Origin of the sequence: Chryseobacterium formosense (assembly GCF_900116415.1) — a bacterium.
In the GTDB taxonomy this organism is placed as follows: domain Bacteria; phylum Bacteroidota; class Bacteroidia; order Flavobacteriales; family Weeksellaceae; genus Chryseobacterium; species Chryseobacterium formosense.
Window position 1 is genome coordinate 119,323 of the sequence record NZ_FPAP01000002.1, and the last position, 24,156, is coordinate 143,478.

Consider the following 24,156-nt stretch of genomic DNA (forward strand, 5'->3'; position numbering starts at 1 on the left):
TAAAAATTTATCTTTGCAGAAGACACGCAAAGCATGAGAGTTTACAATACCAAACATTTCCTGAAAATCCTGGTCAGCTTACACAAAAGCGATACCATGAAAATCCTTTTCCCAAGCATGATTTTGATGGCGGTGTATTCTTTCGGGGTACAGTATTTGGAAATCGAATATCTTCATCTGACTTCAAAATCGAAGGTCAGCAATGTAGGAATGATTCATTCTCTGCTTGGTTTTGTTTTGTCTTTGCTGCTGGTTTTCAGAACGAATACCGCTTACGACAGATGGTGGGAAGGAAGAAAACTTTGGGGAAAACTGGTAAATGATACAAGAAATTTTGCAATAAAAATCAATATTATTCTTGCCGATGACAGGCAGTCTGCAGACCAAATTGCGAGATATTTAAAATATTTCCCACACTTTTTAGCCAAACACCTTTCGCAGGAATCAACAAGGCTCGCTTTGGATGAAGATTATTCTGAAATTGAAAAATCATTGAGAAGTCACGGGCCGACCGATATGATTATTCATCTCACTCACAAATTGCATCAGCTTAAAAAAGAAGGAAAAATTTCGGATGTTGAAATGCTGTATTTAGATACTCAGATTTCAGGTTTTCTGGATGTTTGCGGTGGATGTGAAAGAATTAAAAATACACCGATTCCCTATTCTTACTCTTCGTTCATTAAGAAATTTATCATTTTGTACGTTTTAGCATTACCGATTGCCTACGTAATCAATCTTGGATTGTTTATGATTCCGCTGACGGTTTTTGTATATTACGTCTTGATGAGTCTCGAACTGATTGCCGAAGAAATTGAAGATCCTTTTAATAATGATGAAAATGATATTCCGATGGAAACCATTGCTCAGAATATCGAGAAAAATGTTCATCAGATTATGGGTGCAAAAAAGTAAAAGATTCAATTGTGTTAAAAAAACCTGTATAAATCTGTGCTATCCGTGGGCAAAAACTCCCACAGATTGTACAGATTTACACAGATGCATATTGAAATATTTAATGGAAAATCAAATCCATAAGTAAAGAAGAATTCGTAAATTATAATAAGAAATAAATTATTTTGGTACATAAATTAAAGTTAGAAGAACTGAATAGAATCGATGTAGAAACATTTAAAAAAGTTGAGAAAATACCATTGGTTGTTGTTTTAGACAATATCAGAAGTATGCACAATGTGGGCGCAACGTTCAGAACGGCAGATGCTTTTTTAGTTCAAAAAATTATTTTATGCGGAATTACGCCTCAACCGCCACATCGTGAAATTCACAAAGCTGCATTGGGAGCAACAGAAAGTGTAGATTGGTCGCATGAAGCAGACATTAATGTTACGATTAACGATTTGAAAAGCCAGGGTTTTGAAATTTTAGGAATAGAGCAGACTTCAAACAGTAAAATGATTTCAGATTTTACCATTGATAGTGCTAAAAAATATGTAGTGATTTTAGGAAACGAAGTAGAAGGAATCAGCGATGAAGCATTAACGAATATTGATACATTTCTTGAAATTCCGCAATTGGGAACAAAGCATTCTTTAAATGTAAGTGTTTGTGGCGGAATCGTAATGTGGGAGTTTGCAAAAGCGTTAGGTGTAAAATAAAAAACTATTGCTAGTAAACTTCAATTTAAATTTAAAAGAGATTGAAAAAGCCCTAAAATAAAAAAACTGCATATGTCTAAAAGACAGTGCAGTTTGAAATAAATCTAATAAAAAGTAAAAATGAAAGGCGACAAAGATACGTTTTTTTTGTGTGTCAACAAATTTTTTTGACTGAATTTTTTATTTCATCAAAAAAAAGAATGTTTTTAAGGAAATGATTCGTTTAATTTTTTATAAATTAGCACAATGTTTATCAAGGACTATATCTCAAAAGATTTTCCGTGTTTTCATCTTACTGACTCTATTGAATCGGCTAGAGAAATGCTAGACGCTTTTGGATATACGCATATTTTCATCAAAAAATCCCATCACTTTTACGGAGCGATCGCTAAAGATTTTCTTTTTGAAGAAGAGGGTACTCTAAAAAACCTCGAACATCAGATTGAGCGTTTTGCAATTTTGGAAGATAATAATATTATGGACAGTATTCGTCTGTTTTATACTTTTAATACCAACGTAATTCCTGTTATTAATAAAAACGAAAAATATTTGGGTTATATTGGTTGTGATGATGTCTTCCAGAATCTTTCACTTTATCCTTTATTTTCTGAATCGGGCGCAACCTTGACGGTTGAGGTTCCGGCAAGAAGATATTCTATGACCGAAATTGCCAATATTATTGAGAGCAACAACTCTAAATTTTATGGTGGGTTTATTAGCCTGATGTCTGATGAAGCTATTCAGGTAACGATAAAAATCAGCAATGAAAATCTTGCTTCCATTGATGCAACATTCGACAGATACGACTACAGAATTGTTGAAAAATACTATTCTGACGAAAAGACCGATATGTTTAAAGACCGATTCGGCTTTTTACAAAAATTTATAGAAATCTAATATGAAGGCAGCCATATATTCTCAGAAAAAAGATCTTGATACTTTTTTATATTTAAGTAAATTTATTTCTGAACTGGAAAGCAGAGGCGTAAAATCGGTTTTGTTTGATGAAATGGCTGAAGCACTGCAGTTTTCAAAAATATTTGAGACTTTTGCCAACAAACAGGATCTTATTGAGAAAAAAGTAGATCTTTTCTTCACTTTTGGTGGCGATGGAACGATTGTAAATTCATTAACATTTATTGAAGATTTGGAAATTCCTATTGTCGGTGTAAATACCGGAAGATTGGGATTTTTGGCGAGCTTTACGAAAGAAGAAGCCTTTAAAGAGTTAGATTCTATTTTAAAAGGTGATGTAAAAACAAGTCGACGTTCCGTAATTCAGGTGGTTTCGCCGGAGCTGGAAGATTTTTTTCCTTATGCTTTAAATGATGTTACCATTTCGAGAAAAGAAACAACTTCGATGGTGACAGTAGATTCCTATATTAACAATGAATTTTTAAATGTCTTTTGGGGAGACGGTGTTATCGTTTCTACACCGACTGGTTCAACGGCTTATTCTCTAAGTTGTGGTGGTCCGATTATCTCGCCAAACAACGAAAATTTTGTCATCACCCCGATCGCACCTCATAATCTTAACGTAAGACCTTTGGTGGTAAACGATAAAGTGGAGATTAAATTTAAAGTTGAAAGCAGAGTTCCTCAATATTCTCTATCATTAGACTCAAGGTTAATTCACATCGAAACCGATAAAGAAATTGTTATTAAAAAAGCCGATTTCCAGATTTTACTGGTGCAGCCTAATAATTTAAGCTTCTATGAAACCATCCGTCAGAAGCTGCTTTGGGGCAGAGATAAAAGAAATTAATAATTTCTCAAAAATCATTACCTTTACAAGAATTTTTAAAAAAATACCCTAATATTATATAAAAGCTAAAATATGAGCAGAATTTTTCCGGCAGGAGTTGCCACAGGTCAGTTAGTTACAGATATTTTCCAGTATGCAAAAGAAAACAAATTTGCATTACCTGCAGTAAACGTTATTGGTTCTAGTAACGTAAATGCTGTTATGGAAACTGCGGCGAAACTAAATTCACCGGTAATCATTCAGTTTTCTAACGGTGGAGCTTCTTTCAACGCAGGAAAAGGATTGAGTAATGATGCTCAGAAGTCTGCTATTGTAGGAGGTATCGCAGGAGCTAAACACATTCATACTTTGGCTGAAGCTTACGGAGCAACGGTAATTCTTCACACAGACCACGCGGCAAAAAAATTATTGCCTTGGATCGACGGATTGCTTGATGCAAGTGAAGAGTTTTACAAGCGGACCGGTAAATCTCTTTACTCGTCTCACATGCTTGATCTTTCTGAAGAACCTTTGGAAGAAAACCTTGAGATCTCTGCAAAATATTTCGAAAGAATGGCAAAAATGCAGATGACTTTAGAAGTGGAGATCGGTGTTACAGGTGGGGAAGAAGACGGTGTAGATAATTCTGGTGTAGACAACTCTTTATTATACACTCAGCCTGAAGATGTAGCTTATACGTATGAAAAATTAAAAGCTGTTTCTGATAACTTCACGATTGCAGCTGCTTTCGGAAACGTACACGGAGTTTATAAGCCGGGTAATGTAGTTTTAACTCCGAAAATCTTAGATAACTCTCAGAAATTTGTTCAGGAGAAATTCGGAACTGCTGAGAAACCAATCAATTTTGTATTCCACGGTGGTTCAGGTTCTACTTTAGAAGAAATCAGAGAAGCGATTGATTATGGGGTAATTAAGATGAATATCGATACTGATCTTCAGTTTGCTTATACAGAAGGAATCAGAGATTATATGACAGAAAATATCGAATACCTGAAAACTCAGATCGGTAACCCGGAAGGAGAAGAAAAACCAAACAAAAAATTCTATGACCCAAGAGTATGGGTAAGAAAAGGGGAAGAAACATTCTCTAAGAGATTGGTTCAGGCATTTGAAGATTTAAATAACGTAAATACTTTAAAATAAATTAATTTGAGATTTGAAATTTAATATTGTCTGAGATAAAAATCTTATCTACAAGCCCGAATTTCAAATTTCAAATCAGCAATTTCAAATCAACAATATGGCATTCGACTGGTTTAAAAGAAAAGCACAAAATATTACCACTTCTACGGATGAGAAAAAAGATGTACCAAAAGGTCTTTGGCATCAGACTCCATCAGGAAAAGTTGTGGAGCATGAAGAACTGAAGAAAAACAACTATGTTTCTCCTGAAGACGGATTTCACGTAAGAATAGGAAGTGCCGAGTTTTTCGACATTCTTTTCGACGAAGGAAAATTCACTGAGCTTGATGCGAATGTTGAAAGTATTGATATCCTTAATTTTAAAGATACTAAATCATATACAGACCGTTTAAAAGAAGTAAAAGCAAAAACAAAACTTACAGATTCTATCAGAAATGCAGTAGGAACTGTAAACGGAGCTGAAATGGTGGTTTCTTGTATGGATTTTGCGTTCATTGGCGGATCTTTAGGCTCGGTAATGGGTGAAAAAATCAGAAGAGCAGTAGATTACTGTATCGAAAAAAGACTTCCTTACATGATCATCTGCCAATCCGGTGGAGCAAGAATGCAGGAAGCAACCTACTCTTTGATGCAGCTTGCAAAAGTTCAGTCTAAGTTAGCGCAACTTTCAGAAGCAGGACTTTTATACATCGCTTACCTTTGTGATCCTACTTTTGGTGGAATTACTGCTTCTTTCGCAATGACTGCGGATGTAATTATGGCAGAACCAAAAGCTTTGATCGGATTTGCAGGACCTAGGGTTATCCGTGAAACTATCGGTAGAGATTTACCGGAAGGTTTCCAGACTTCAGAATTCTTGCAGGATAAAGGTTTCGTAGATTTTATTGTGAAAAGAACCGAAATAAAAGATAAAGTTTCTAAAACAGTAAATCTTTTGGCTGCAAAGGCTTAAATTTTAACTAAAAAAACAGATCATCTCTCTCAATTTGGGAGAGATTTTTGTTTCAATGTTTTCAGTAATTTAAATTAAATTTTGTAGGCCGATTTTAGCCAATAGTAAAAAAGCCAATTGCCAACAGCAAATTATGAGGACTTTTAAAGTGATTTTCAATACGATACGAAGCATGAGTTTAAAAAAAATACTCAGGCTCTTATCAGCAGTATTGCCGCATCCTATTTTTTCGGTTTTAAGTTTTTATGCAACGGTAAAAGCTTTTTCGATTGCTCAGAAACTTTATCCCAAAACAGCCTCCAAAAACGGCGAAGGAAACGCTTTCAGACATGCGCTTTGGTGTTGCCTGATTATGATGTATTGCTGCAAAATATCATCGCCTGAAAAAGCATTAGACTTTTGTAAAAAAATTACAGATCTGCACGAAGAATTATTTCCGAATGAACCCTTGGAAACCAAGATGGATCTTCACAACAACAAAATCGGCATGGACTATTTCATGGAAATTCTTCCCGGAATTCACCGCCAGTTCTTTGAGAAAAGTTTTTTTATTGATGAATTACAAAAGAAAACTGCCAATGCAAAGGTTTTGAAAAATTTGGATGATGATTTTGACGGGCATTTGGTTTATTTGGAAGAATAATTTACAATAGCAGTTAGATTCTACGGGATGACAAACTTACTATAAATTTCTTTTTTCAAATTAATTTATATTTCATCACTTTTTGTAATCTCAATTTTTTTTAACTAAGTTTAAACAATTAATTTAATCAGATGGTTCTCAGCAGAATTTGGTCGGCTTTCATTATCATTGCCATTGCGATTGCAAGTATAAAATATATTTCTTCAAGCCATTATAAAACTATTTTCAACGACATGGTGGTTGGGAAAGGAGGAGATACGGTGCAGATTGCCACTCAGAATATAAACTCGCTTTCTCCGATAGTGAGAGACAGTTTGATGAAGAAAAACGATTTTGCGGACAACAGGATTCATTATAAAACCGATTCTCTAAAACAAAATGTCAACGTTTATCGTGTTCAGGAAGCAGATGGAGTAATCGGAACTTCGGAAACTGCTGTGAAAATCTGTCTCGGTTTGATTGGTATTATGACCTTATTTATGGGTTTCATGAGTATTGCTGAAAAAGCAGGAGGAATCAATTTATTAAGTCGGTTGATTCAGCCTTTTTTCTCAAAATTATTTCCTGAGATTCCCAAAAACCATCCTTCTTTCGGACATATGCTGATGAATTTCAGCGCTAATCTCTTAGGTTTAGATAATGCAGCAACGCCTTTCGGATTAAAAGCCATGGAAAGTTTACAGACTTTAAATCCAAACAAAGATACCGCAAGCAATTCGCAGATTATGTTTCTCTGCCTTCATGCAGGAGGAATGACCCTGATTCCGGTTTCTATTATTGCCATCAGAGCTTCGATGGGTTCAAAAACTCCTACTGATATTTTTCTTCCTTGTATGATTGCCACGTTTGCGGCGACTTTAGCTGCAATGATTATCGTTTCACTATACCAAAAAATTAATCTCTTAAGACCGATTGTTATCGCTTATGTTGGTGGAATTTCAGCAATCATCGGACTTTTGGTGGTTTATTTGGTTCAATTGAGCAAAGATGAACTGGATGATTTCAGTAAAGTTTTAAGCAATGGTTTGATTCTTTTTATTTTCTTAGGAATTGTTCTCGGTGCCGTTTATAAAAAAATAAATGTCTTTGATGCTTTTATTGAAGGAGCAAAAGAAGGTTTCACAACCTGTGTGAAGATTATTCCATATTTGGTCGGAATGCTGATTGCCATTTCGCTTTTGAGAACTTCAGGAGTTTTTGAAGTGATTATTGACGGTATGAAATGGGTAGCTTATTCAGCCAATTTAGACGCTCGTTTTGTTGACGGACTTCCGACTGCTTTAATTAAACCTTTATCCGGTTCCGGAGCAAGAGGAATGATGGTGGATACGATGGCAACTTTCGGAGCAGACAGTTTCCAGGGGAAATTGGCAGCAGTTCTTCAGGGAAGCTCAGATACGACGTTTTACGTGATTGCGGTTTATTTTGGAGCTGTAGCCGTGAAAAATACGAGATATACCGTAATTGCTATGCTTTTGGCAGATTTGGTGGGGATTATTACTTCTATTGTGTTGGCGTATTTGTTTTTTGCTTAAACCGGCATTATTCAAAATTCAAGATTTAGAATTCAAGATTTGAAATACCTTTAAGAATTAAAATGATTCTGAATTAAAATATTAAACATAAAACTCTAAACCAACTTATGATTACCGATAAAGAATTCACTCTAAGATTGATACGTCAGTTAACTCAAGCATTAGAAAAACTAATTTTAGACAAACCTGAAGAAAGTTTGATGCAGAAAGACCTGGATTTCGATTCTTTAATGAAAGACATTTTTAAATTTGATTTTAAAGAACTTTCAGCAAAATCAAAAGAAGATATCATTGAAATTGTGAAAGAAAGACAGGAAAGAGATCATAAAGATTACTACGAAATGCTCGGAAATCTTTTCTATTATAACGGAAAGGTAGAAGCAAACAGAGATTTTTTAGATAAGTCAAAAACATTCTACGAATTTTATTTACAGACCAGCGGAATTTTTGCGCTTCCCATTATCAATAGAATTAACGAAATAAAAAAAGCACTTCAATAAAGTGCTTTTATATTTAGAATGTAATATTGTAAGTTCCTGTAGAAGAAACATTGGCTTTTTCAGCTTTTACATATTTCTTTACCCAGCCAATAGAAGTAGAAACGATGCATGGATCAGAAATTCCTCCTGAACGTCTTGCTGAAACAATATTTCCGGCTTTATCTACAGTATAAGCTATGGTGATTGATCCACCAGCCGAACAATTGTGACTTGGTTGTGCACCGCCTCTTCCCATCGTTCCGGGAATATAGCCAATCAATCTTCTGTCGATTCCGATTTTGCTGTCGCCATTTCCGTCACCACCTAAAGGGTCGCCGTTATTTCCGATTCCGTCACCTGTTCCCTGGCTTCCTGCTTTCGTACCACGACCTTTGATAAGATTTCCGATCGCAGCATTTCCTTTTCCGTCACCATTTCCGGTTTTGGAATTGGCTGTTGTTGCAGAACTTTTTGTGCTTTTTGTCGTAGAGCTCGCCGTTGATTTCTTATTTGTTTTTGAATCTTCTTTTTTAGGAGCAGTAATCTTCGTATTGGTTCCGGTGATGATTTTGTCTTTAACCTCTGTTTTTTTTGATTCAGGTTTCGGATCAGGAGTGATTACAGTCTTAGGTTCAGAAACAGTGTTCTCAACCGGCTCAGGTGAGGTTTCTATAGCTTTTGCAGCCAGACTTCCTTCCTGATTTGCAGGTTCTTCAATTCCCGAGCCGTTTCGGTTGTCACCAAAATTTACCAGCATGGTGGTAATGACTTCAGGTTCTTTAGGCTGCTCGGTGGGAGTCATTTTATAAATGAAAACAAACAACAAAATAGCAGACCATATGATGATAGAAAGTACTGCACTTTTTATCTTATCTTTATTTTCTTCGTCTCTATTTATTGTATAATCTCTCATTTTAATTGTCTTAAATTATATTTAAAACGTTTTATAGTTCACAACAAATGCACTGGTTTTTATTCGTGTATTCGTGGCAATATATACTGATTATTCTTTTACCGTTGCAATCGCAATATTGAATTTATGCTTTTCTGCAATTTCCATTAAAAAAACAACATCTTTATGCATGGTACTTTCATCAGCTCTGATTGTAAATGACTTCGCAGATTTACTCTGAAGATCATTCACGATTGTTTGCTCTACCAATTCTCTGCTTACAGGTTTATCATTTACATAATAAGATCCGTCCGGTTTTACGCTTACCGTCATCGGATTCGGGATATTATTATCTATACTTCCGGTTTGCGGCAGCTTTACATCAATTGCACTCTGATTAGCTGCTGAAGAGGTAATCATAAAGAAAATCAGCATCAGCAAGATAACGTCTGTCATCGCTGCTAAACTGAATTCCGGGTGTGCCTTATTTCTTCTCTGGATTTTCATTGATGCAGATAATTATAAAGGTTTATTAATGATGTCTAAAAATTCACCGGAAATATTCTGAGCTCTTAATACAAACTTATCAATCTTGGTTAATAAAAGGTTGTAAAAAAAGTTAGCCGGAATTGCTACTGCCAAACCTACCGCAGTTTGTCCTAAAGCGGTATAAATACCTTCAGAAAGAGTTTTGGGAGAGAAAGCACCTTCTGCATGTGATAAATCGAAAAATGCAATAATCATCCCGATAACGGTACCTAAAAGTCCCAACATCGGTGCAATACTCGGAACTACAGCCAAAAGATTCATGTTTTTCTCCATATTTGCCACCTCAATCTGAGCCTGAGATTCCATTGCGCTTACAATATCAGAAACAGGTCTTCCTAATCTTGAAATTCCTTTTTCCAGGATTCTTGATTCCGGAGAGTTCTGGGTTTTACAATAATCTGCTGCGGCTTCTATCTTGCCGTCTCTTATGAAATCTTCAATGTTATTCATGAAATTAGAATCTGTTTTTGAAGCCATTCTTCGGATGAAGAAAAATCTTTCAAAGAAAAGATAGACAGACAAAACCCCGATCGTAAGAACGGTAATCATTACTATTTTAGCAAAAATACCACCATGGAAAAGGATATCCCAAAAAGAAAATTCAAGCTTTTCTACAGGTACAACAGGTACAGCTGCCTGTGCAAATAAAATCTGAGTAAGTTCCGTTAACAGCATTAATTGTTATTTTATAATGGTTTTAAACGACAAAAATAGTGGAATATTATCAATTCATATCTTAAAATAAGCTTAAAAAATACATCCCAAAATTTAATAATGTCACAAAAAAGCAAATTTCTTTCCAAAAGAGTATTTGAAAAGAAATTTAGTGTTTTATATGACGATGAAGACTAATCTTCGTCTACTTCGATCTCGTCTTGCTTAAATTCGCACTTAAGTCTGAACGGAAGCGGAGTCTCTGAACCAGTGTAAAAATCATCAATCGTTCCTTTCCATACGACCTGAAGTTCATCCTGCTCATTTTTCTCAAAGCAGAGTTCATTATCATAAATGAAAGCATCTTCATCATCAAACAGGTTTACTTCGGTGTAAACCTCGTCTTCAGAATCATTGATTTCAAATGTTTTACCCTCAATTTCTGCAGAATCTATCGGAAATTCAATTACTTCAAGCGAAAGCTGAGGAAAATTATATTGTAACGAATCGTCATCCACATGGTCCAAACCGTCGTCTGTAATGACTTCTACTTCCAAAAAGTGTTTTTGATTGCTATAAACAGCCTTGCAGTAAGTGCTTTTTATATTGTATTTTAGAGTTTCGTCCGGATGGTAAATTTTTAAAATCCCTTTCATTATTTCCTAAAAAAGAACTTGTAATACTATGATTGTTAAACGTTTTAAGCAAAGATAAAAAATTGTACGAATGTGAAAACTATTTTCAAAACTATTTTTACTAAAATCTGAATTAATAACAGATTCAAAGTCCCAATATTAGTATTTTTGTTTTTTATGCAATATTAAATTTAAGAAAAATAAGTTATCAAGATATATGAAGAATATTATTTTAAAAGCAATTCTCGGACTTGGATTGGCTGCAGGTATTGTATCCTGTAAGAAAACGGATTCACCACTTACTAAAGTTACACCTACGAATATTGATTCTATTGCGGCTAATTATTATGAGCAGTATTTAAAGCTTTATCCTTTGGAAGCCACTTCGCAGGGAGATTTACGATATAATGATCAGCTCCCGATTAATATTGATAAAGATTTTATTTCCGGAGAAATTGCCTTTTACAATTCTGTGCAGAAGCAGCTTGAAAATGTAGATTACAAAGGTCTTTCAGACGAAGATAAAGTAATTTATGATGTTTTAGATTATACATTAAAAGACAAAATTGAAGCATATGCTTATCATCCTGAATATATTCCGTTCAGTCAGTTTACAGGATTACCATTGAATTTTCCTCTTTACGGAAGCGGACAGGGAAGTCAGCCCTTTAATACAGAAAAAGATTATGAAGACTGGCTCAAAAGAATGGAGAAATTTCCTGAATGGATGACTGCTGCTACAGAAAATTTCCGTGAAGGGATCAACAATAAAATGGTTCTTCCTCGAAAGCTGGTGATCAAAATGATTCCCCAGATGAGAGCTGAAGAAATTACGACTTCCGACTTTGATAAAAATATTTTTGCGGGACCGATAAAGAACTTCCCGAAAGATTTTTCTAAAGAGCAGAAAGAAAAATTCACCAAACTGTATCAGGAAGCTATTGTAAAAAATATAATTCCTGCCTATACAAAAATGGGAGATTTTCTGGAGAAAGAATATTTGCCTAAATCCAGAGAAACAGATGGTTACAATGCCTTGCCAAACGGTGACAATATCTATAAATTTTATGCTAAAAGCTGGACAACAACCGATAAAACTCCCGATGAAATCAATAAAATAGGATTACAGCAGGTTGCTATGCTTCGTGGCGAAATGGAAAAAGTAAAACAGCAGGTTGGCTTTAGCAGAACGCTTGAGCAGTTTATTAGTTCTGTGAAAAACGATACGAAAGCAATGCCTTACAAAACTTCAAAGGAGGTTTTGGATGGTTTTAACGGGATTTTAGCTAAAATAACTCCGAAGCTGAAAACCATGTTCAGTGTAACTCCGAAAACCAAGTTTGAGATCAGACAAACCGAAAAATTCCGTGAAGCCAGCGCAAGTGCAGAATATATTCAGGGAACTCCGGACGGAAAAAGACCGGGAATTTTCTACATGCCGATTCCTGATCCTACGAAATTCAACGTGACTTCCGGGATGGAATCTTTGTTTTTACACGAAGCAATTCCTGGACATCATTATCAGGTTTCTTTACAGCAGGAAAATATAAAGCTTCCAAAGTTTATGAGATTTGGCTGGTTCGGAGCTTATGGTGAAGGTTGGGCACATTATTGCGAAACTTTAGGTCCGGAGTTTGGGCTGTACACCGATCCTTATCAAAAAATGGGATACTTAAGCGATCAGATGCTGAGAGCGGTAAGACTGGTTGTAGATACCGGAATTCACTCGGGAAAAATGAGCAGGGAAGAAGCAATTACTTATTTCTTAAATAATATTGCCTATGATGAAGCCGGTGCAACTGCAGAAGTAGAACGATATATGGCAATGCCGGGACAGGCTTTAGGATATAAAATCGGGTCATTAAGAATCAGAGAATTAAGAGAAAAATATCAAAAAGATTTAGGCACAAAATTCAGTCTTGCAAGTTTCCATGATGAGATTCTAAGTCAGGGATGTCTTCCATTGGATGTTTTAAACAGAAAAATGGAGTTGTGGGCAGGGAAGCAGAAGTAAAATTAAATTTTATAAAAATTTAAAACCTTCCAGATTTTGGAAGGTTTTTTTATACAAGACTGTTAAAACTACTGACTTGAATTCCTTTTATTAAATATTTCAATGTTTGTATATATAATAATAATAATAATAATAATAATAATAATAATAATAATAATAATAATAATAATAATAATAATAATAATAATAATAATAATAATAATAATAATAATAATAATAATAGGATTGACATACGACAAGTTTTGTCGCTGCATAGGATTATATTTGTATTATTAACTAATAGTCAATAGATTATGAGAAAAAGTACAGTGAATTATTTTGAAGTAAATTTAAAATATTTTAGATTTGTAGAATTAAACCAAACACAAAATATGATGAACAAAGATGAATAAAACTATTAACCTTCAACAGACGCATTTTTTCGTTATGCAAAAGAGACTATTCCCTAATCTTTAGATCATTTTTAGGATTTAAAAGATTTCTATAAAATTTAAACTTAAATATCATTAAAAACAAATCATGAAAAAACTCTACATGAGTGCATTTCTTATATGCACAACTGCTGTATTGTATTCTCAGGAAGTGGTATGGCAGAAAGATATCAAATCTTCGACACAGGATTTTCTTTCTCAAGTCACCACTACCGTAGATCAGCAATACCTTATTACAGGAAGTTCTATTCAGGCTGGAAGCGGGAAGCTCGGTGCTGGAAGTTTATCTTCTACCTCAAAACAAAACAACGGGTACGATTTCCATTTGGTGAAACTCAATCAACAGGGCGAAGAAGTCTGGGAAAAGTATTTCTCAGGAGAGAACCACGATTTTCTTTCAGCAACCATGTCTACGCAGGAAGGCGGGTTTTTACTTGCCGGGACTTCTTATTCGTCGAAAGGATTAGACAAAAAAGATGTTTCAAAGGCGGATCGGATATCTGGCTAATCAGAATTAATGAATTCGGAGATGAGCTTTGGCAGAAAACACTGGGAACATCACAGGATGAAGAAGCAAGATCGGTGATTCAGACCGCAGATTTAGGATTTATGGTAGCCGGAAATATTCAGAATGCTACAAATGGTTTCGGTTCGAAAGATGTGATCGTTTCAAGATTAGACAAAAATGGGAAATTGTTATCGGAATCGATATTGGGTGGAAAAGGTCTTGATGAAGTTGAAAAGATGATTCCCACTCCCGATGGCGGAGCTTTGCTTGGAATTTATTCGAGGAGTTCCGAGATCCGTGGTACGGGTTCCGGAGCGACAGCTAAAAATTCATCATCAGAAAACCCGAATCCCGTATCCCGTTATCCCAAATCTACCGAGAATTATGGAGAAGGCGATTACTGGATTGTTAAGCTTAACAATGACGGAAAGGTAGAATGGGAAAGGAACTTCGGAGGTAAAGGAGATGACCATGTAAGAACAATGGCATTTACTTCTTCTGGTTATATTATTGGCGGAGAATCTAGATCTGAAAGATCAGGCAACAAAACGGTGGGAATAGAAGAAGGAACAGATCTTTGGCTAATTTCACTAAATACCAAAGGTGACGAACAGTGGCAGAAATCCTACAATTTCAAAAACCGTGATATTCTGATGGGCATGAATGTGATCACCGGAAAACCATCAACAGATAACCGACAACCATCAACCAAAGGCATTTTACTGGGTGGCTATACTCAGGCAGAAGGAAAAATTGAAGCTGATGACGAAACTTTCTGGATGCTCTATATTGACAATGACGGCAATGAGCAGTGGAGAAAACATGTAAAAGGAGAATCGAGGAAGAAGGAGGAAAGGTTATCTGATCTGAAGATGAATAAAGACGGCTCGATTGTATTGGCGGGAACAAGTGCCGAAGAATTAGGCAAAGAAAACTGGAAGATTGTGAAATTGGGAGACAGTCAGATCGATCAGTTGATCGAAAAGCAGGATATGAAAATCTATCCGAACCCGGTGAGCGATTACTGTTATGTGGAAATAGGGTTTGAGTTTAAGGAAGCGGATATCACGCTGTATGATATGGGTGGAAGACAATTACAAAGCCTGAAAACCAAAAATAAGGTAACTAAGATCAATACCCAGAATTTAATTCAGGGAGCTTATTTAATAACTGTGAAGACTGATGATAACCAAACTGCGAATGCGAAATTGATAAAAAAATAAAAAAACAAATATGAAAATAGAAATTAAAAAAGTATTAATTAGTGGGTTATTAGCTTTAATTGGTGTGTTTTCAAATTTGTTTGCACAACAACAAATAAGCTATGGTGACTTTTCAAATCCTGTTCCCTCTGTCTCATCAATTGCTAAATATCAAGAAACCCCTGTTGCCTTGGCAACGGGCTTACCAAATATAACTCTGCCAATTGTAAGTATTTCCAGTACAGACAAAAATATTTCTGAAAACTTAACATTATCGTACAACCCTAATACTGCTTCTGAAGGAGAATTTATAAATCAAGTGGGATTAGGATGGACATTGTTCTCTGGTGGTGTTATTAGCAGATTAATTGTATCTGGTTTAGATGAGAGGTTCGATAATTCTCAAACCGGAAACTATACCCAAAATACATTTGATGATATTTATTATTATTCCCTACCGAATGGGTTGAATGGAAAGTTTACGATTAATCGAAACAATAATTCTTTTGTAATATACGATACAGGAGTAAATAATGTTAAAATAGATTATACTAGAACTGATAATAATTCTACTTTAATTGTAGATAGCTTTATAGTAACAGACGACAAGGGGTATAAGTTTATTTTCAGTGATTACAGCCAAAACCTTTATTCAGAAAACAACAAACTGTATAGATCTGCTTTTTTCCTAAGTAGTATTAAAAGTCCGAGCGGTGTAGAGTTACTAAAATATGAATATCAAAAGGATAATAGATATTATGAAAATACAAATGTTTTATTTTATCAGAGTTGTAAACTAAAAAAGATTGACAGCCCTGGTAACGGAAGTATTAACATTACTTACTTTTTAGATCATTCTTTAGAACAAACCCTTAATGATCCATATTCAATAAGTAGTATTTCGCTGAAGACGATTACAGGAAAAACTATTACAAAATATGATTTTCTATATGAATTGAGTGACTTCTTAAATTCACACATATCAAAAAGAACACTTAAACAGCTCAAGAAAGTAGATCCTATTGTTCAATCCAATGTTTTGGAAATTACAAGTTTTGTGTATAATACGATGCCACTCCCCGACAATATACCACCTGCTTCTGGTGCATTTTCATGTTATTATCATCAAGATTACTATACAATCTATCCAAAAGAAAGAATTGTTGGAGTTTTAAAGAAAATCATTATGCCTACTGGCGGTGTAACCGAATATAATTTTGAGCCAAATGAGTTTTTTTATGATAAATCTTCTGATAACTACACACAAGCACTAAAGGAGTACATAGACCCATACATCCAGCATGTAGAACAGCGAGATGTATTTACTTACAATACTAATCAAGCAAATACTGTAATCTGGAATATACCAGGTGACCCGACAAAAAAGAAAAGGTTTTATTATATATTTACAGCAGAACCTTATCGCCAAATACAACCTCTTCCCGGTGGCGGCCTTGATACAGATCCTGGAGATGGTTCTACTCCAAATCCTTCACAACCTAATTTGATAGCAAATTTTACTATAAATAATGGCGATATTAATTTAGTAAGATGTGGAGTTACCGAAAGTCCGTATGAGTATAATACTCAGGGATATGTAGATATTTACCCAGGTAATTATACAATACAATTTATAAGCTCAGGTACAATAAAAGGAAATTTTATTACTTCAGAACTAATTACAGAAAGCCCTCCTTTTTTAAATATTGGATATGGTGATGGACTTAGAATCGGAAGTATTAAAACTTATGTTTCATCAACAAATTCAACTCCTACAAAAACAGTAACTTATCAATATAATAATTTTGATGTCAGTACTAATCCGAGTGGTACTAAAATTCAAAATGAAAGTTATGTTGATGACTTTGGAACATCTGAATACATTGTATATAAAAATATAACAGTGACAGACTCTAGTACAGATGGTTTTGTCCGACATTATTTAAAGACTCCGGCGGACTATCCTAATACCCAATATACAGTTGCTGGTGAAATTTTTGATCTAAAGCACTATTATAATATTACAAAAGGTGGGCTTGAAAGTAAGACTGAAATTTATAATAATAGTAATCAAATTGTTCACAGTACCGATTACGAGTATGATTTATTAGATCAAAGTGGTACTACACCAATCAAATCTAGTATTGGTTATGTTCGTCCAGGTATTATTAAAAGAAAAATTGTTTACGATAGAATTCATAATAGCTCTCAAGTTTTAACCAATAAAGTTGATCAAGAATTTAATAATTCTAGAGGAAATTATAAATTACTAAAGGTGACCGCAACATCTTCAGATGGGCAAATGAACGAAAAAACATTGTTTTATCCTACAGGTCTGGTATTGCAGGGGCAAACTAACGAATATCAACATCTATGGGATTCAAACATGAAAGGACTTGTTATTAAAACCACAGAGAAAAGAAATGGTACAGAGATATCTTCTCTAGAAACAAAATTTGCTAACAACAGCTTATATCCAACATCCATAATTTCAAAAAATTCTTATGATAATAGCACAATCTCACATATCAGAAATGATAATTATGACAATCAAGGAAATCTAATTCAATTTACAGTTGTAATTGATGATGCCTCAGGGGAAGGTGTGCCAACAACAATTATTTACGGGTACAACAAAACCCTTCCGATTGCTAAAATAGAGGGAGCCAAACTATCGGATATTCCTTCGAATCTTATTACCGCAATTGTCAATGCTTCGAATGAAGATGCCAATGCAACTTCAGCCCAGGAAGAGTCAAAAGAACAGGCGCTTATTGCGGCTCTAAATACTTTTAAGAATGACCCTGCTTTGAGGAATTTTATGGTAACCTGCTATACCTATAATCCGTTGGTAGGAATCACGACAACCATACCACCGAACGGGCTTATGGAATTCTACAAGTATGATTCCTTCAACAGGCTTCTGAAGGTAGTGGACGTGAACGGAAACACGGTAAAAGAGCATTTGTACAATTACAAAAACTAAGCACAATCATGAAAAAAATAATCATTTCTTTTTTATTGCTTGCGGTTCATTGCATCTATGCGCAGTCACTCCCAAGCAACGAAAACTATATTTATACGAAAACCTACCTTTCAGCTGACGGAAGCAAAAAAACAGAAACCGTACAGTATTTTGACGGCTTGGGAAGAGCCAAAGAAGTGGTACAGGTAAAAGCAACTCCTTCGGGAAAAGACCTTGTGGCACCCGTCATTTATGACCAGTCCGGAAGACAGTCGAAATCACTTCTGCCTATTCCTGTAGCAACATCCAATTATGCAGTACACAACACAACCGAAACCGATGTCAACAGCTATTATGGTGTTGCCAATGCGTTTTCGGAACAGAAGATTGAAGCTTCGCCTCTGGCAAGGGTTCTTGAAGTCGCGAATCCGGGATCAGAATGGGCAATGTCTTCAGGACATACTGCCAAGATGCAGTATCTTACCAATCAACAACCCGATCAGGTGAAAAGGTATAATACCTCAGTTTCATGGGCAAACGCTACCTTAACGACGAGCATTACCGATGTTTCATTTTATTCACCCAACCAGCTGATTAAAAACGTGGTCACTGATGAAGACGGCAAGGTAACTGTTGAATTCAAAAACTCTGAGGGGCAAACCGTATTGCTGAGAAAAGAAAGCAACTCGGAAAAACTGGATACCTACTATGTGTACAATGTTTACAACCAGCTTGCTTTTGTGATCTCCCCAAAAGCCGACCAGCAGATCACTCAAAACGGGAATACCGTAAACCCGCAAATACTGAATGAACTATGCTACCAGTACGTGTATGACAACCGCTTCAGGCAGGTAGAGAAAAAGCTTCCCGGGAAAGGCTGGGAATATATGGTCTACGACCAGCAAAACCGTGTGGTTGCTGCTCAGGATGCAAACATGAAAAACAATCCTGAACAACCCAACCGATGGCTTTTTACGCGGTATGACAAGTTTGGAAGAGTTGCTTATACGGGGAAGTTTACTGGAGGAACGAGATTAGAAGAACAGGCAAACGCCAATGCGAAAGGACTGAATAATGAAAGCAGAAATACATCGTCATTTACCTTAAACGGCCAGGAGATCTTCTATACCAATACCGCTTATCCTTCTGCCGCCTTTGTACCGTACTCGGTTAATTATTATGATACTTATCCTACAAGTGGTCTTGGATTAGATTTTTATCCTCCGACTACTAATGTATTGGAGTTTAGTATGATCAACGGAGCACAAAGTTTTTCCAGCAACGGGGTAAGCAGTATAAGAAGTCTGAAATCGATGCCTACCAGTTCGTATATAAAAAACCTGGATGATGACAGCTGGTCTGCTTCGCATATCTGGTACGATGCACTGCTGAGACCTGTAGGAAGCAGAAGCATCAACCATTTGGGAGGGTATACCAATACCGAGAAACAGCTCGATTTTTCGGGGGTAGTTTTAAAAGCCAATACCTATCATAAAAAGACCAACGCAGATCCTTCTGAAGTGGTGATCAAAGAAAGGTTTGTATATGATGATCAGTTCAGGGTAAAGCAGCATTACCATCAAGTAAACGGCAATGCTGAAGAGCTGCTTTCAGATTATACCTATAACGATTTGGGACAGGTTACCAATAAAAAAGTTGGCAATAACTTGCAAAGCATCGATTATACGTACAATATACGGGGTATGATCACAAAAGTGAATGATCCTGAGAATTTAGGCTCTAAGCTTTTCGGATATGAACTAAAGTTTGCATCGACTTCGAATGCTTCGGTAGCACAAGCCAACTACAACGGGAACATTACCGAGATGATATGGAAAGATTCTGCAGAAGATGTATTAAAAAAATACAGCTATCAATATGATGCTTACAACCGATTAACTGCGGCTTTATATCAGGAACCCAATTCAACCGTTCCTCAGAATAATTTCTTTAATGAGACGATGAATTATGATGCCAACGGCAACATTATGGGTCTTAAAAGAAACCAAAAGGGTTATAGTGGTCTTGCCGAAGAGATCGACGACCTGGTTTACAATTACCAGAATACCAACAGGCTTGTATCGGTAATCGACAACAAGAACAATTATTATGGTTATCCCGATACTTCAGGAAACACCATAACCTATGATTTTAACGGCAACATGACCAATCATGTAGACAAAGGTATTTTAGAAATCAAGTATAATGATCTCGATCTTCCCAATTATATCAAGTTTAATAATTTTGTAACACGAACGAATGGGGACGTTTACAAGAATATAAAATATTCTTATCGTGCAGACGGTACAAAGATTAAAAAAGTACATCAATACTTCTTTGGAAGAAACAGAGCTGACGCTTTTACAACAACAGAATACATTGATGGCTTTCAGTATAATAATGAATCAGGTCTGATTGGGGTTTCTAACGGATTACAGTTTTTTGGTACTTCCGAAGGGTATTATGATTATGTAAATAATCGCTATATTTACCACTACAGCGATCATTTAGGTAACGTGAGGGTAAGCTTTGCAAAAGATAACAATACAGCGGTCATAGTACAGCAAAATGACTATTATGCATTTGGGTTGAAGCACGATATTCCGGGACATGCATTTAGCGACTATAAATACAGTTATAATGGCAAAGAAATGCAGGAAGAAATTGGCATGTATGATTATGGTGCAAGGTTCTATATGCCGGATCTTGGAAGATGGGGTGTTGTAGATCCGCTGGCGGAGTACACGACACATTTATCGCCTTATCATTACGCCAATAACAACCCGTTGATGTATAACGATCCTACGGGAATGTTATCTCAATCGTTTATTGACAATCTATGGAACTCTCCATCAGGAACAACCTGGTATAATACAGGAATGGGCTTTACCAGTGATGGAGGAAGCTCTATGGACTATGATGGTAATGACATCAATTGGGGTGCAAGCTATACCAGTAGTCTTTTAGCAAGTGTTGGAGTTGGCTATGGCGGCGGCGGTGGCGGCGATGTCCAAGGTGAAATACGATTAGCTCCTCTTATGCTGGGGAGCAGTAGTATATTTTGGGGAATAGAGGTGCAAAATCATCATAACGCATTTATGGAACGATGGAACTCTAATCAGGCATTTCAAGAGCAACAAAGAGAATGGTACCGAAATTGCGGACATTGCCACGATGGTCCTATAAAAATGATTGGAGGTGCAGGTGATCCATTGGGTATTTGGGAAGTTGGAGGAATGATGCTTGCTGCCAATAGTGATGGAAATTCAAATTATATTTTAGCGGCATTAATGATTACCAGAAGTGGAAACACTGGAGGTTTAAAAGCTTTAAATGCTGCTAAAGGTGGAATGTATATTCCCAAGACACCATTGGCTCAGCACAAAGTAGGAGGCTGGGATATTCCATTACCCAGCCCACTTGCTGGTAATTATCCACATACAACTTTAGGAGGTAAAATAGGTAGTGATGGTATTCTGTACAGACAGTCTGCAACATTTACCGGCGGTTCTTGGCCTTTGGCAAACGGGAAAATAGTTCCTTGGAGTAGAGTGGATTGGACGACACACGGACGTCCTTTGGTACACCCAAATCCACATCAGCATGTTTTCAATTTCAATGGAAAGAATTGGCAATATGGCAAAGCTGTATCATTTCCTTAAAAAATAATAATAATATTATGGACATAGGTTTCGAATTTTTATTACCAATAGAGTCAAGCGTTACAACATTTAAGTTTGAACAACCTGTTTATGAATGGCAGGGAGAAAAATTTCCCCAGGGTGAGGAAGAAGCATGGTTTCATTACTTTAAACTAACAAAGTCAAATGTTCCTGAACATATCACATCCTTGTTACCAAATAATTTTCAAAGAGAGCAATGGCAATGTATTTCAATTATTGACGGATTTGAAAGTTTGATAAATGAACTTTCTGTTGATAAAAAAATTCCAGAAGAGAATAATATATTGCTGAATCTATTACATTTATTAACTAAAACACAAAAAAAATGGGTTATGATTTTTGAACCAGATTATGATTGTATAAATGAAGTGATAGAAGGAAATGTTGACATTGCTTTTCACAAAATTATTGATTCATTAACAATTGAAAGAAATGGATTTGTTCTTTGGAATGAAAAAAAAGTTGAATGAAAGAATTAATTTTAATTGTAGAAATTATTTTTTTGGAAACAGCGAGAGAAAGTTTCAATTTTCCGATTAATAATTCTATTAGATTATCTTTTTGGATTCCTAATGATGTAATTTCTACGTTTTCCGAAATTCAAGTTCAAAATAAAAATATTGATATAGGTAAAACTGAAATTGTTAAGATAAATTTAGTAGAAAGAGATTTTTTAGTAAATAGAATAAAAAAAGGTGTTGAGTTTAGAATTGGAATATTTCCAAAAGAAGTTGCTTTAGGGAAGGTCTTGGAAGTGCAGAGCAATTAAGGGGAGGATAATATTTCCTCGCTCTCACACGATCATATCGTGTGGTAGATAACAAAAAAACCTCGCAAATTGCGAGGTTTTTTGTATTTTATAATGGTTCTGTTTTGTATCAGGAAATAAAACTAAAGCGTAACAATATTTTTGAATAAAAAATAATCTAATTACAATCATATCTACACAAAAAAAAGCTTTATGAACATATCATAAAGCTTTTTTGTATTTAATTGTGGGCATTATCTTAAAGCATTCCCAGCTCGAATTTTGCTTCTTCGCTCATCATATCTTTGTTCCAGCTTGGTTCAAAAGTGAGTTCCAGCTCAACTTCTTTTACGTTTTCTACTGCTTTCACTTTATCTTTTACTTCCTGAGGTAAAGTTTCGGCAACCGGGCAGTTTGGTGTTGTTAAGGTCATGATGATGTTTACATCGGCTTCATCAGAAATCTGTACGTCATAAATTAACCCTAATTCATAAATATCCACCGGAATTTCCGGATCATACACCGTTTTTAATACTCCTATAATCTCTTCTCCTATATCGGCAATCTGGTCGTCTGTAAATTTCATTTTATCGTTTTACTTACCGTCAAGCGGTATTTTTTAATCTAAATTGATATTTCTCTGTAATAAATCTTCCTGACGCATCCGTCTGAAAATATTTGCCAAAGTTAAGACATCTTTTTCACAATAGTCAACTATTCGCTGCAAGTCTTTTTCTATGTAGTAGATTGATGAAACCATTGATCCGTCGATGTCATCTTTCGGAGTAGGAATTCCGAAAACATGAGCCAGCAATTCCAGAGAAACAAAGCTTTTGTAGTCACCGAATTTCCACAATTCCATCGTGTCGATGTGCGGAATTTCCCAAGGTTTCTTCCCAAACATCTGAAAAGGAGTAGGAGGGAGCATTCCGTTGATCAGAAAACGTCTTGCAATCCAAGGGAAATCAAATTCTTTTCCGTTGTGGGCGCAAAGAATTACATCGCGAAGCCTCGTGCTGTTGAAAATCTCACCAAACTCTATCAGCAATTTTTTTTCATCGTGATCTGCGAAGCTTTTTATTTTTAAAGTATCGTTTTTTTCGAGCATTCCGATCGTGATGCAGATGATTTTTCCAAATTCAGCCATAATTCCTGCTCTTTCGTAAAAATCTTCGGCAGAAATCTCATCTTTCCGTTGGTATCTCGTCTTTTTATCCCAAAGCATTCGTTCATTTTCAGAAAGCTCTTCCCACGTTCCGTATTGTGGAACTGTTTCAATATCAAGAAATAAAACTTTTTCTAAAGGAATATTTTGTATCATTTGCGTATTTTTTTTAGAATTAAATTTAAATCATCCTACCTGAAGACCGTTTTTCACGGGCAACGAAGGGCTTAGAAGTGTAACATCTTTATGATTTTCACCATAAACTCCCAAAACCAGACATTCACTGAAAAAATTGGCAATCTGCTTTTTAGGGAAATTAACCACGGCCAAAATCTGTTTTCCAACTAAATCTTCTTTACTGTACAATGACGTGATCTGCGCAGCCGATTTTCTGATTCCAAGATCTCCAAAATCGATTTCCAGCTGATAAGACGGGTTTCTTGCTTTTTCAAAATCATTTACCGAAATGATCGTTCCGCTTCTGATGTCTAATTTTTCAAAATCTGCCCAGGAAATTTCAGGTTTTATGCTCATAAATAAATAATAAGTGTCTTAAAGGATGTCTGTGATAACAAAT

At 35.6% G+C, this 24,156-nt stretch carries 23 protein-coding genes; 16 read left to right on the forward strand and 7 right to left on the reverse strand.

Annotation, left to right across the window (positions count from 1 at the left end; genetic code table 11):
* Nucleotides 1–33: 33 nt before the first annotated feature.
* The 9 genes from BM371_RS06770 (at nucleotide 34) to BM371_RS06810 (ending at nucleotide 8,154) form a co-directional block, all read left to right on the forward strand.
* On the forward strand, nucleotides 34–915 hold the full coding sequence (locus tag BM371_RS06770) for a bestrophin family protein (protein ID WP_034672753.1): 882 nt from the start codon (nucleotides 34–36) through the stop codon (nucleotides 913–915).
* A 164-nt stretch (nucleotides 916–1,079) separates the two neighbouring features.
* Nucleotides 1,080–1,616 carry an RNA methyltransferase gene (locus BM371_RS06775; RefSeq protein WP_034672751.1) on the forward strand — a complete coding sequence of 179 codons (537 nt, stop codon included), beginning with the start codon at nucleotides 1,080–1,082 and terminating at the stop codon, nucleotides 1,614–1,616.
* A 246-nt stretch (nucleotides 1,617–1,862) separates the two neighbouring features.
* Complete coding sequence (locus BM371_RS06780) at nucleotides 1,863–2,513, forward strand: CBS domain-containing protein (protein WP_034672748.1); 651 nt, start codon at nucleotides 1,863–1,865, stop codon at nucleotides 2,511–2,513.
* A 1-nt stretch (nucleotide 2,514) separates the two neighbouring features.
* On the forward strand, nucleotides 2,515–3,381 hold the full coding sequence (locus BM371_RS06785) for an NAD kinase (RefSeq protein WP_034672745.1): 867 nt from the start codon (nucleotides 2,515–2,517) through the stop codon (nucleotides 3,379–3,381).
* Nucleotides 3,382–3,453: 72 nt separating this feature from the next.
* A complete protein-coding gene (gene fbaA, locus BM371_RS06790; RefSeq protein WP_034672743.1) occupies nucleotides 3,454–4,524 on the forward strand; it encodes a class II fructose-bisphosphate aldolase in 1,071 nt (356 codons plus the stop codon).
* A 97-nt stretch (nucleotides 4,525–4,621) separates the two neighbouring features.
* Nucleotides 4,622–5,476 (forward strand): acetyl-CoA carboxylase, carboxyltransferase subunit beta, encoded by an 855-nt coding sequence (accD, locus tag BM371_RS06795; protein ID WP_034672740.1) that lies wholly within the window; start codon nucleotides 4,622–4,624, stop codon nucleotides 5,474–5,476.
* Nucleotides 5,477–5,609: 133 nt separating this feature from the next.
* Entirely contained in the window at nucleotides 5,610–6,119 is a 510-nt protein-coding gene (locus BM371_RS06800; RefSeq protein WP_034672738.1) for a DUF6973 domain-containing protein, read from the forward strand.
* Between the two features lie 131 nt (nucleotides 6,120–6,250).
* Entirely contained in the window at nucleotides 6,251–7,654 is a 1,404-nt protein-coding gene (locus tag BM371_RS06805) for a nucleoside recognition domain-containing protein (RefSeq protein WP_034672735.1), read from the forward strand.
* A gap of 107 nt (nucleotides 7,655–7,761) precedes the next feature.
* Nucleotides 7,762–8,154 (forward strand): hypothetical protein, encoded by a 393-nt coding sequence (locus BM371_RS06810; protein ID WP_034672734.1) that lies wholly within the window; start codon nucleotides 7,762–7,764, stop codon nucleotides 8,152–8,154.
* Nucleotides 8,155–8,167: 13 nt separating this feature from the next.
* Here the strand turns inward: BM371_RS06810 and BM371_RS06815 are convergent, their stop codons facing one another.
* The 4 genes from BM371_RS06815 to BM371_RS06830 form a co-directional block, all read right to left on the reverse strand.
* Nucleotides 8,168–9,046, reverse strand: coding sequence for a hypothetical protein (locus BM371_RS06815; RefSeq protein WP_034672733.1), 879 nt, complete (start codon nucleotides 9,044–9,046; stop codon nucleotides 8,168–8,170).
* Between the two features lie 90 nt (nucleotides 9,047–9,136).
* A complete protein-coding gene (locus BM371_RS06820) occupies nucleotides 9,137–9,532 on the reverse strand; it encodes an ExbD/TolR family protein (protein WP_034672732.1) in 396 nt (131 codons plus the stop codon).
* A 12-nt stretch (nucleotides 9,533–9,544) separates the two neighbouring features.
* A complete protein-coding gene (locus tag BM371_RS06825; protein WP_034672730.1) occupies nucleotides 9,545–10,249 on the reverse strand; it encodes a MotA/TolQ/ExbB proton channel family protein in 705 nt (234 codons plus the stop codon).
* A 173-nt stretch (nucleotides 10,250–10,422) separates the two neighbouring features.
* A complete protein-coding gene (locus tag BM371_RS06830) occupies nucleotides 10,423–10,884 on the reverse strand; it encodes a hypothetical protein (protein ID WP_034672728.1) in 462 nt (153 codons plus the stop codon).
* Between the two features lie 196 nt (nucleotides 10,885–11,080).
* Between BM371_RS06830 and BM371_RS06835 the strand changes: the two genes are divergently transcribed.
* The 7 genes from BM371_RS06835 to BM371_RS06860 all read left to right on the forward strand — a co-directional run bounded on the left by BM371_RS06835 (nucleotide 11,081) and on the right by BM371_RS06860 (nucleotide 22,435).
* The gene (locus tag BM371_RS06835) at nucleotides 11,081–12,877 is read left to right on the forward strand and encodes a DUF885 domain-containing protein (protein ID WP_034672726.1); all 1,797 of its coding nucleotides are present in this window, start codon (nucleotides 11,081–11,083) and stop codon (nucleotides 12,875–12,877) included.
* Nucleotides 12,878–13,396: 519 nt separating this feature from the next.
* Nucleotides 13,397–13,816 carry a hypothetical protein gene (locus BM371_RS20675; protein ID WP_228376692.1) on the forward strand — a complete coding sequence of 140 codons (420 nt, stop codon included), beginning with the start codon at nucleotides 13,397–13,399 and terminating at the stop codon, nucleotides 13,814–13,816.
* Between the two features lie 74 nt (nucleotides 13,817–13,890).
* Nucleotides 13,891–15,039 carry a T9SS type A sorting domain-containing protein gene (locus tag BM371_RS06840; RefSeq protein WP_228423576.1) on the forward strand — a complete coding sequence of 383 codons (1,149 nt, stop codon included), beginning with the start codon at nucleotides 13,891–13,893 and terminating at the stop codon, nucleotides 15,037–15,039.
* 10 nt (nucleotides 15,040–15,049) lie between these two features.
* Nucleotides 15,050–18,004 carry a hypothetical protein gene (locus BM371_RS06845; RefSeq protein WP_034677686.1) on the forward strand — a complete coding sequence of 985 codons (2,955 nt, stop codon included), beginning with the start codon at nucleotides 15,050–15,052 and terminating at the stop codon, nucleotides 18,002–18,004.
* 8 nt (nucleotides 18,005–18,012) lie between these two features.
* Nucleotides 18,013–21,645 carry a DUF6443 domain-containing protein gene (locus BM371_RS06850; protein ID WP_051882866.1) on the forward strand — a complete coding sequence of 1,211 codons (3,633 nt, stop codon included), beginning with the start codon at nucleotides 18,013–18,015 and terminating at the stop codon, nucleotides 21,643–21,645.
* A gap of 17 nt (nucleotides 21,646–21,662) precedes the next feature.
* On the forward strand, nucleotides 21,663–22,136 hold the full coding sequence (locus tag BM371_RS06855) for a hypothetical protein (protein ID WP_131430971.1): 474 nt from the start codon (nucleotides 21,663–21,665) through the stop codon (nucleotides 22,134–22,136).
* The gene (locus BM371_RS06860; RefSeq protein ID WP_034677688.1) at nucleotides 22,133–22,435 is read left to right on the forward strand and encodes a hypothetical protein; all 303 of its coding nucleotides are present in this window, start codon (nucleotides 22,133–22,135) and stop codon (nucleotides 22,433–22,435) included. Before BM371_RS06855 ends, BM371_RS06860 begins: the two co-directional genes overlap by 4 nt.
* Nucleotides 22,436–22,673: 238 nt before the next feature.
* Here BM371_RS06860 and BM371_RS06865 read toward each other — a convergent pair whose 3' ends face one another.
* The 3 genes from BM371_RS06865 to BM371_RS06875 are packed head-to-tail and all read right to left on the reverse strand — an operon-like array spanning nucleotide 22,674 to nucleotide 24,113.
* Complete coding sequence (locus BM371_RS06865; protein ID WP_034677689.1) at nucleotides 22,674–23,000, reverse strand: SUF system Fe-S cluster assembly protein; 327 nt, start codon at nucleotides 22,998–23,000, stop codon at nucleotides 22,674–22,676.
* A gap of 33 nt (nucleotides 23,001–23,033) precedes the next feature.
* The gene (locus tag BM371_RS06870) at nucleotides 23,034–23,735 is read right to left on the reverse strand and encodes a 3'-5' exonuclease (protein ID WP_034677690.1); all 702 of its coding nucleotides are present in this window, start codon (nucleotides 23,733–23,735) and stop codon (nucleotides 23,034–23,036) included.
* Nucleotides 23,736–23,765: 30 nt separating this feature from the next.
* On the reverse strand, nucleotides 23,766–24,113 hold the full coding sequence (locus BM371_RS06875; protein WP_034677691.1) for a tRNA-binding protein: 348 nt from the start codon (nucleotides 24,111–24,113) through the stop codon (nucleotides 23,766–23,768).
* Nucleotides 24,114–24,156 lie beyond the last annotated feature (43 nt).

What these genes read in the sequence shown, in the direction of transcription:
- fbaA (WP_034672743.1), top strand. Translation starts at nt 3,454, where the DNA reads ATGAGCAGAATTTTTCCGGCAGGAGTTGCCACAGGTCAGTTAGTTACA.
- BM371_RS06865 (WP_034677689.1), bottom strand. Translation starts at nt 23,000, where the DNA reads ATGAAATTTACAGACGACCAGATTGCCGATATAGGAGAAGAGATTATA.
- BM371_RS06855 (WP_131430971.1), top strand. Translation starts at nt 21,663, where the DNA reads ATGGACATAGGTTTCGAATTTTTATTACCAATAGAGTCAAGCGTTACA.
- BM371_RS06785 (WP_034672745.1), top strand. Translation starts at nt 2,515, where the DNA reads ATGAAGGCAGCCATATATTCTCAGAAAAAAGATCTTGATACTTTTTTA.
- BM371_RS06815 (WP_034672733.1), bottom strand. Translation starts at nt 9,046, where the DNA reads ATGAGAGATTATACAATAAATAGAGACGAAGAAAATAAAGATAAGATA.
- BM371_RS06850 (WP_051882866.1), top strand. Translation starts at nt 18,013, where the DNA reads ATGAAAAAAATAATCATTTCTTTTTTATTGCTTGCGGTTCATTGCATC.
- BM371_RS06780 (WP_034672748.1), top strand. Translation starts at nt 1,863, where the DNA reads ATGTTTATCAAGGACTATATCTCAAAAGATTTTCCGTGTTTTCATCTT.
- BM371_RS06825 (WP_034672730.1), bottom strand. Translation starts at nt 10,249, where the DNA reads ATGCTGTTAACGGAACTTACTCAGATTTTATTTGCACAGGCAGCTGTA.
- BM371_RS20675 (WP_228376692.1), top strand. Translation starts at nt 13,397, where the DNA reads ATGAAAAAACTCTACATGAGTGCATTTCTTATATGCACAACTGCTGTA.
- BM371_RS06860 (WP_034677688.1), top strand. Translation starts at nt 22,133, where the DNA reads ATGAAAGAATTAATTTTAATTGTAGAAATTATTTTTTTGGAAACAGCG.
- BM371_RS06800 (WP_034672738.1), top strand. Translation starts at nt 5,610, where the DNA reads ATGAGGACTTTTAAAGTGATTTTCAATACGATACGAAGCATGAGTTTA.
- BM371_RS06810 (WP_034672734.1), top strand. Translation starts at nt 7,762, where the DNA reads ATGATTACCGATAAAGAATTCACTCTAAGATTGATACGTCAGTTAACT.
- BM371_RS06805 (WP_034672735.1), top strand. Translation starts at nt 6,251, where the DNA reads ATGGTTCTCAGCAGAATTTGGTCGGCTTTCATTATCATTGCCATTGCG.
- BM371_RS06830 (WP_034672728.1), bottom strand. Translation starts at nt 10,884, where the DNA reads ATGAAAGGGATTTTAAAAATTTACCATCCGGACGAAACTCTAAAATAC.
- BM371_RS06820 (WP_034672732.1), bottom strand. Translation starts at nt 9,532, where the DNA reads ATGAAAATCCAGAGAAGAAATAAGGCACACCCGGAATTCAGTTTAGCA.
- BM371_RS06835 (WP_034672726.1), top strand. Translation starts at nt 11,081, where the DNA reads ATGAAGAATATTATTTTAAAAGCAATTCTCGGACTTGGATTGGCTGCA.
- BM371_RS06845 (WP_034677686.1), top strand. Translation starts at nt 15,050, where the DNA reads ATGAAAATAGAAATTAAAAAAGTATTAATTAGTGGGTTATTAGCTTTA.
- BM371_RS06870 (WP_034677690.1), bottom strand. Translation starts at nt 23,735, where the DNA reads ATGATACAAAATATTCCTTTAGAAAAAGTTTTATTTCTTGATATTGAA.
- BM371_RS06875 (WP_034677691.1), bottom strand. Translation starts at nt 24,113, where the DNA reads ATGAGCATAAAACCTGAAATTTCCTGGGCAGATTTTGAAAAATTAGAC.
- BM371_RS06770 (WP_034672753.1), top strand. Translation starts at nt 34, where the DNA reads ATGAGAGTTTACAATACCAAACATTTCCTGAAAATCCTGGTCAGCTTA.
- accD (WP_034672740.1), top strand. Translation starts at nt 4,622, where the DNA reads ATGGCATTCGACTGGTTTAAAAGAAAAGCACAAAATATTACCACTTCT.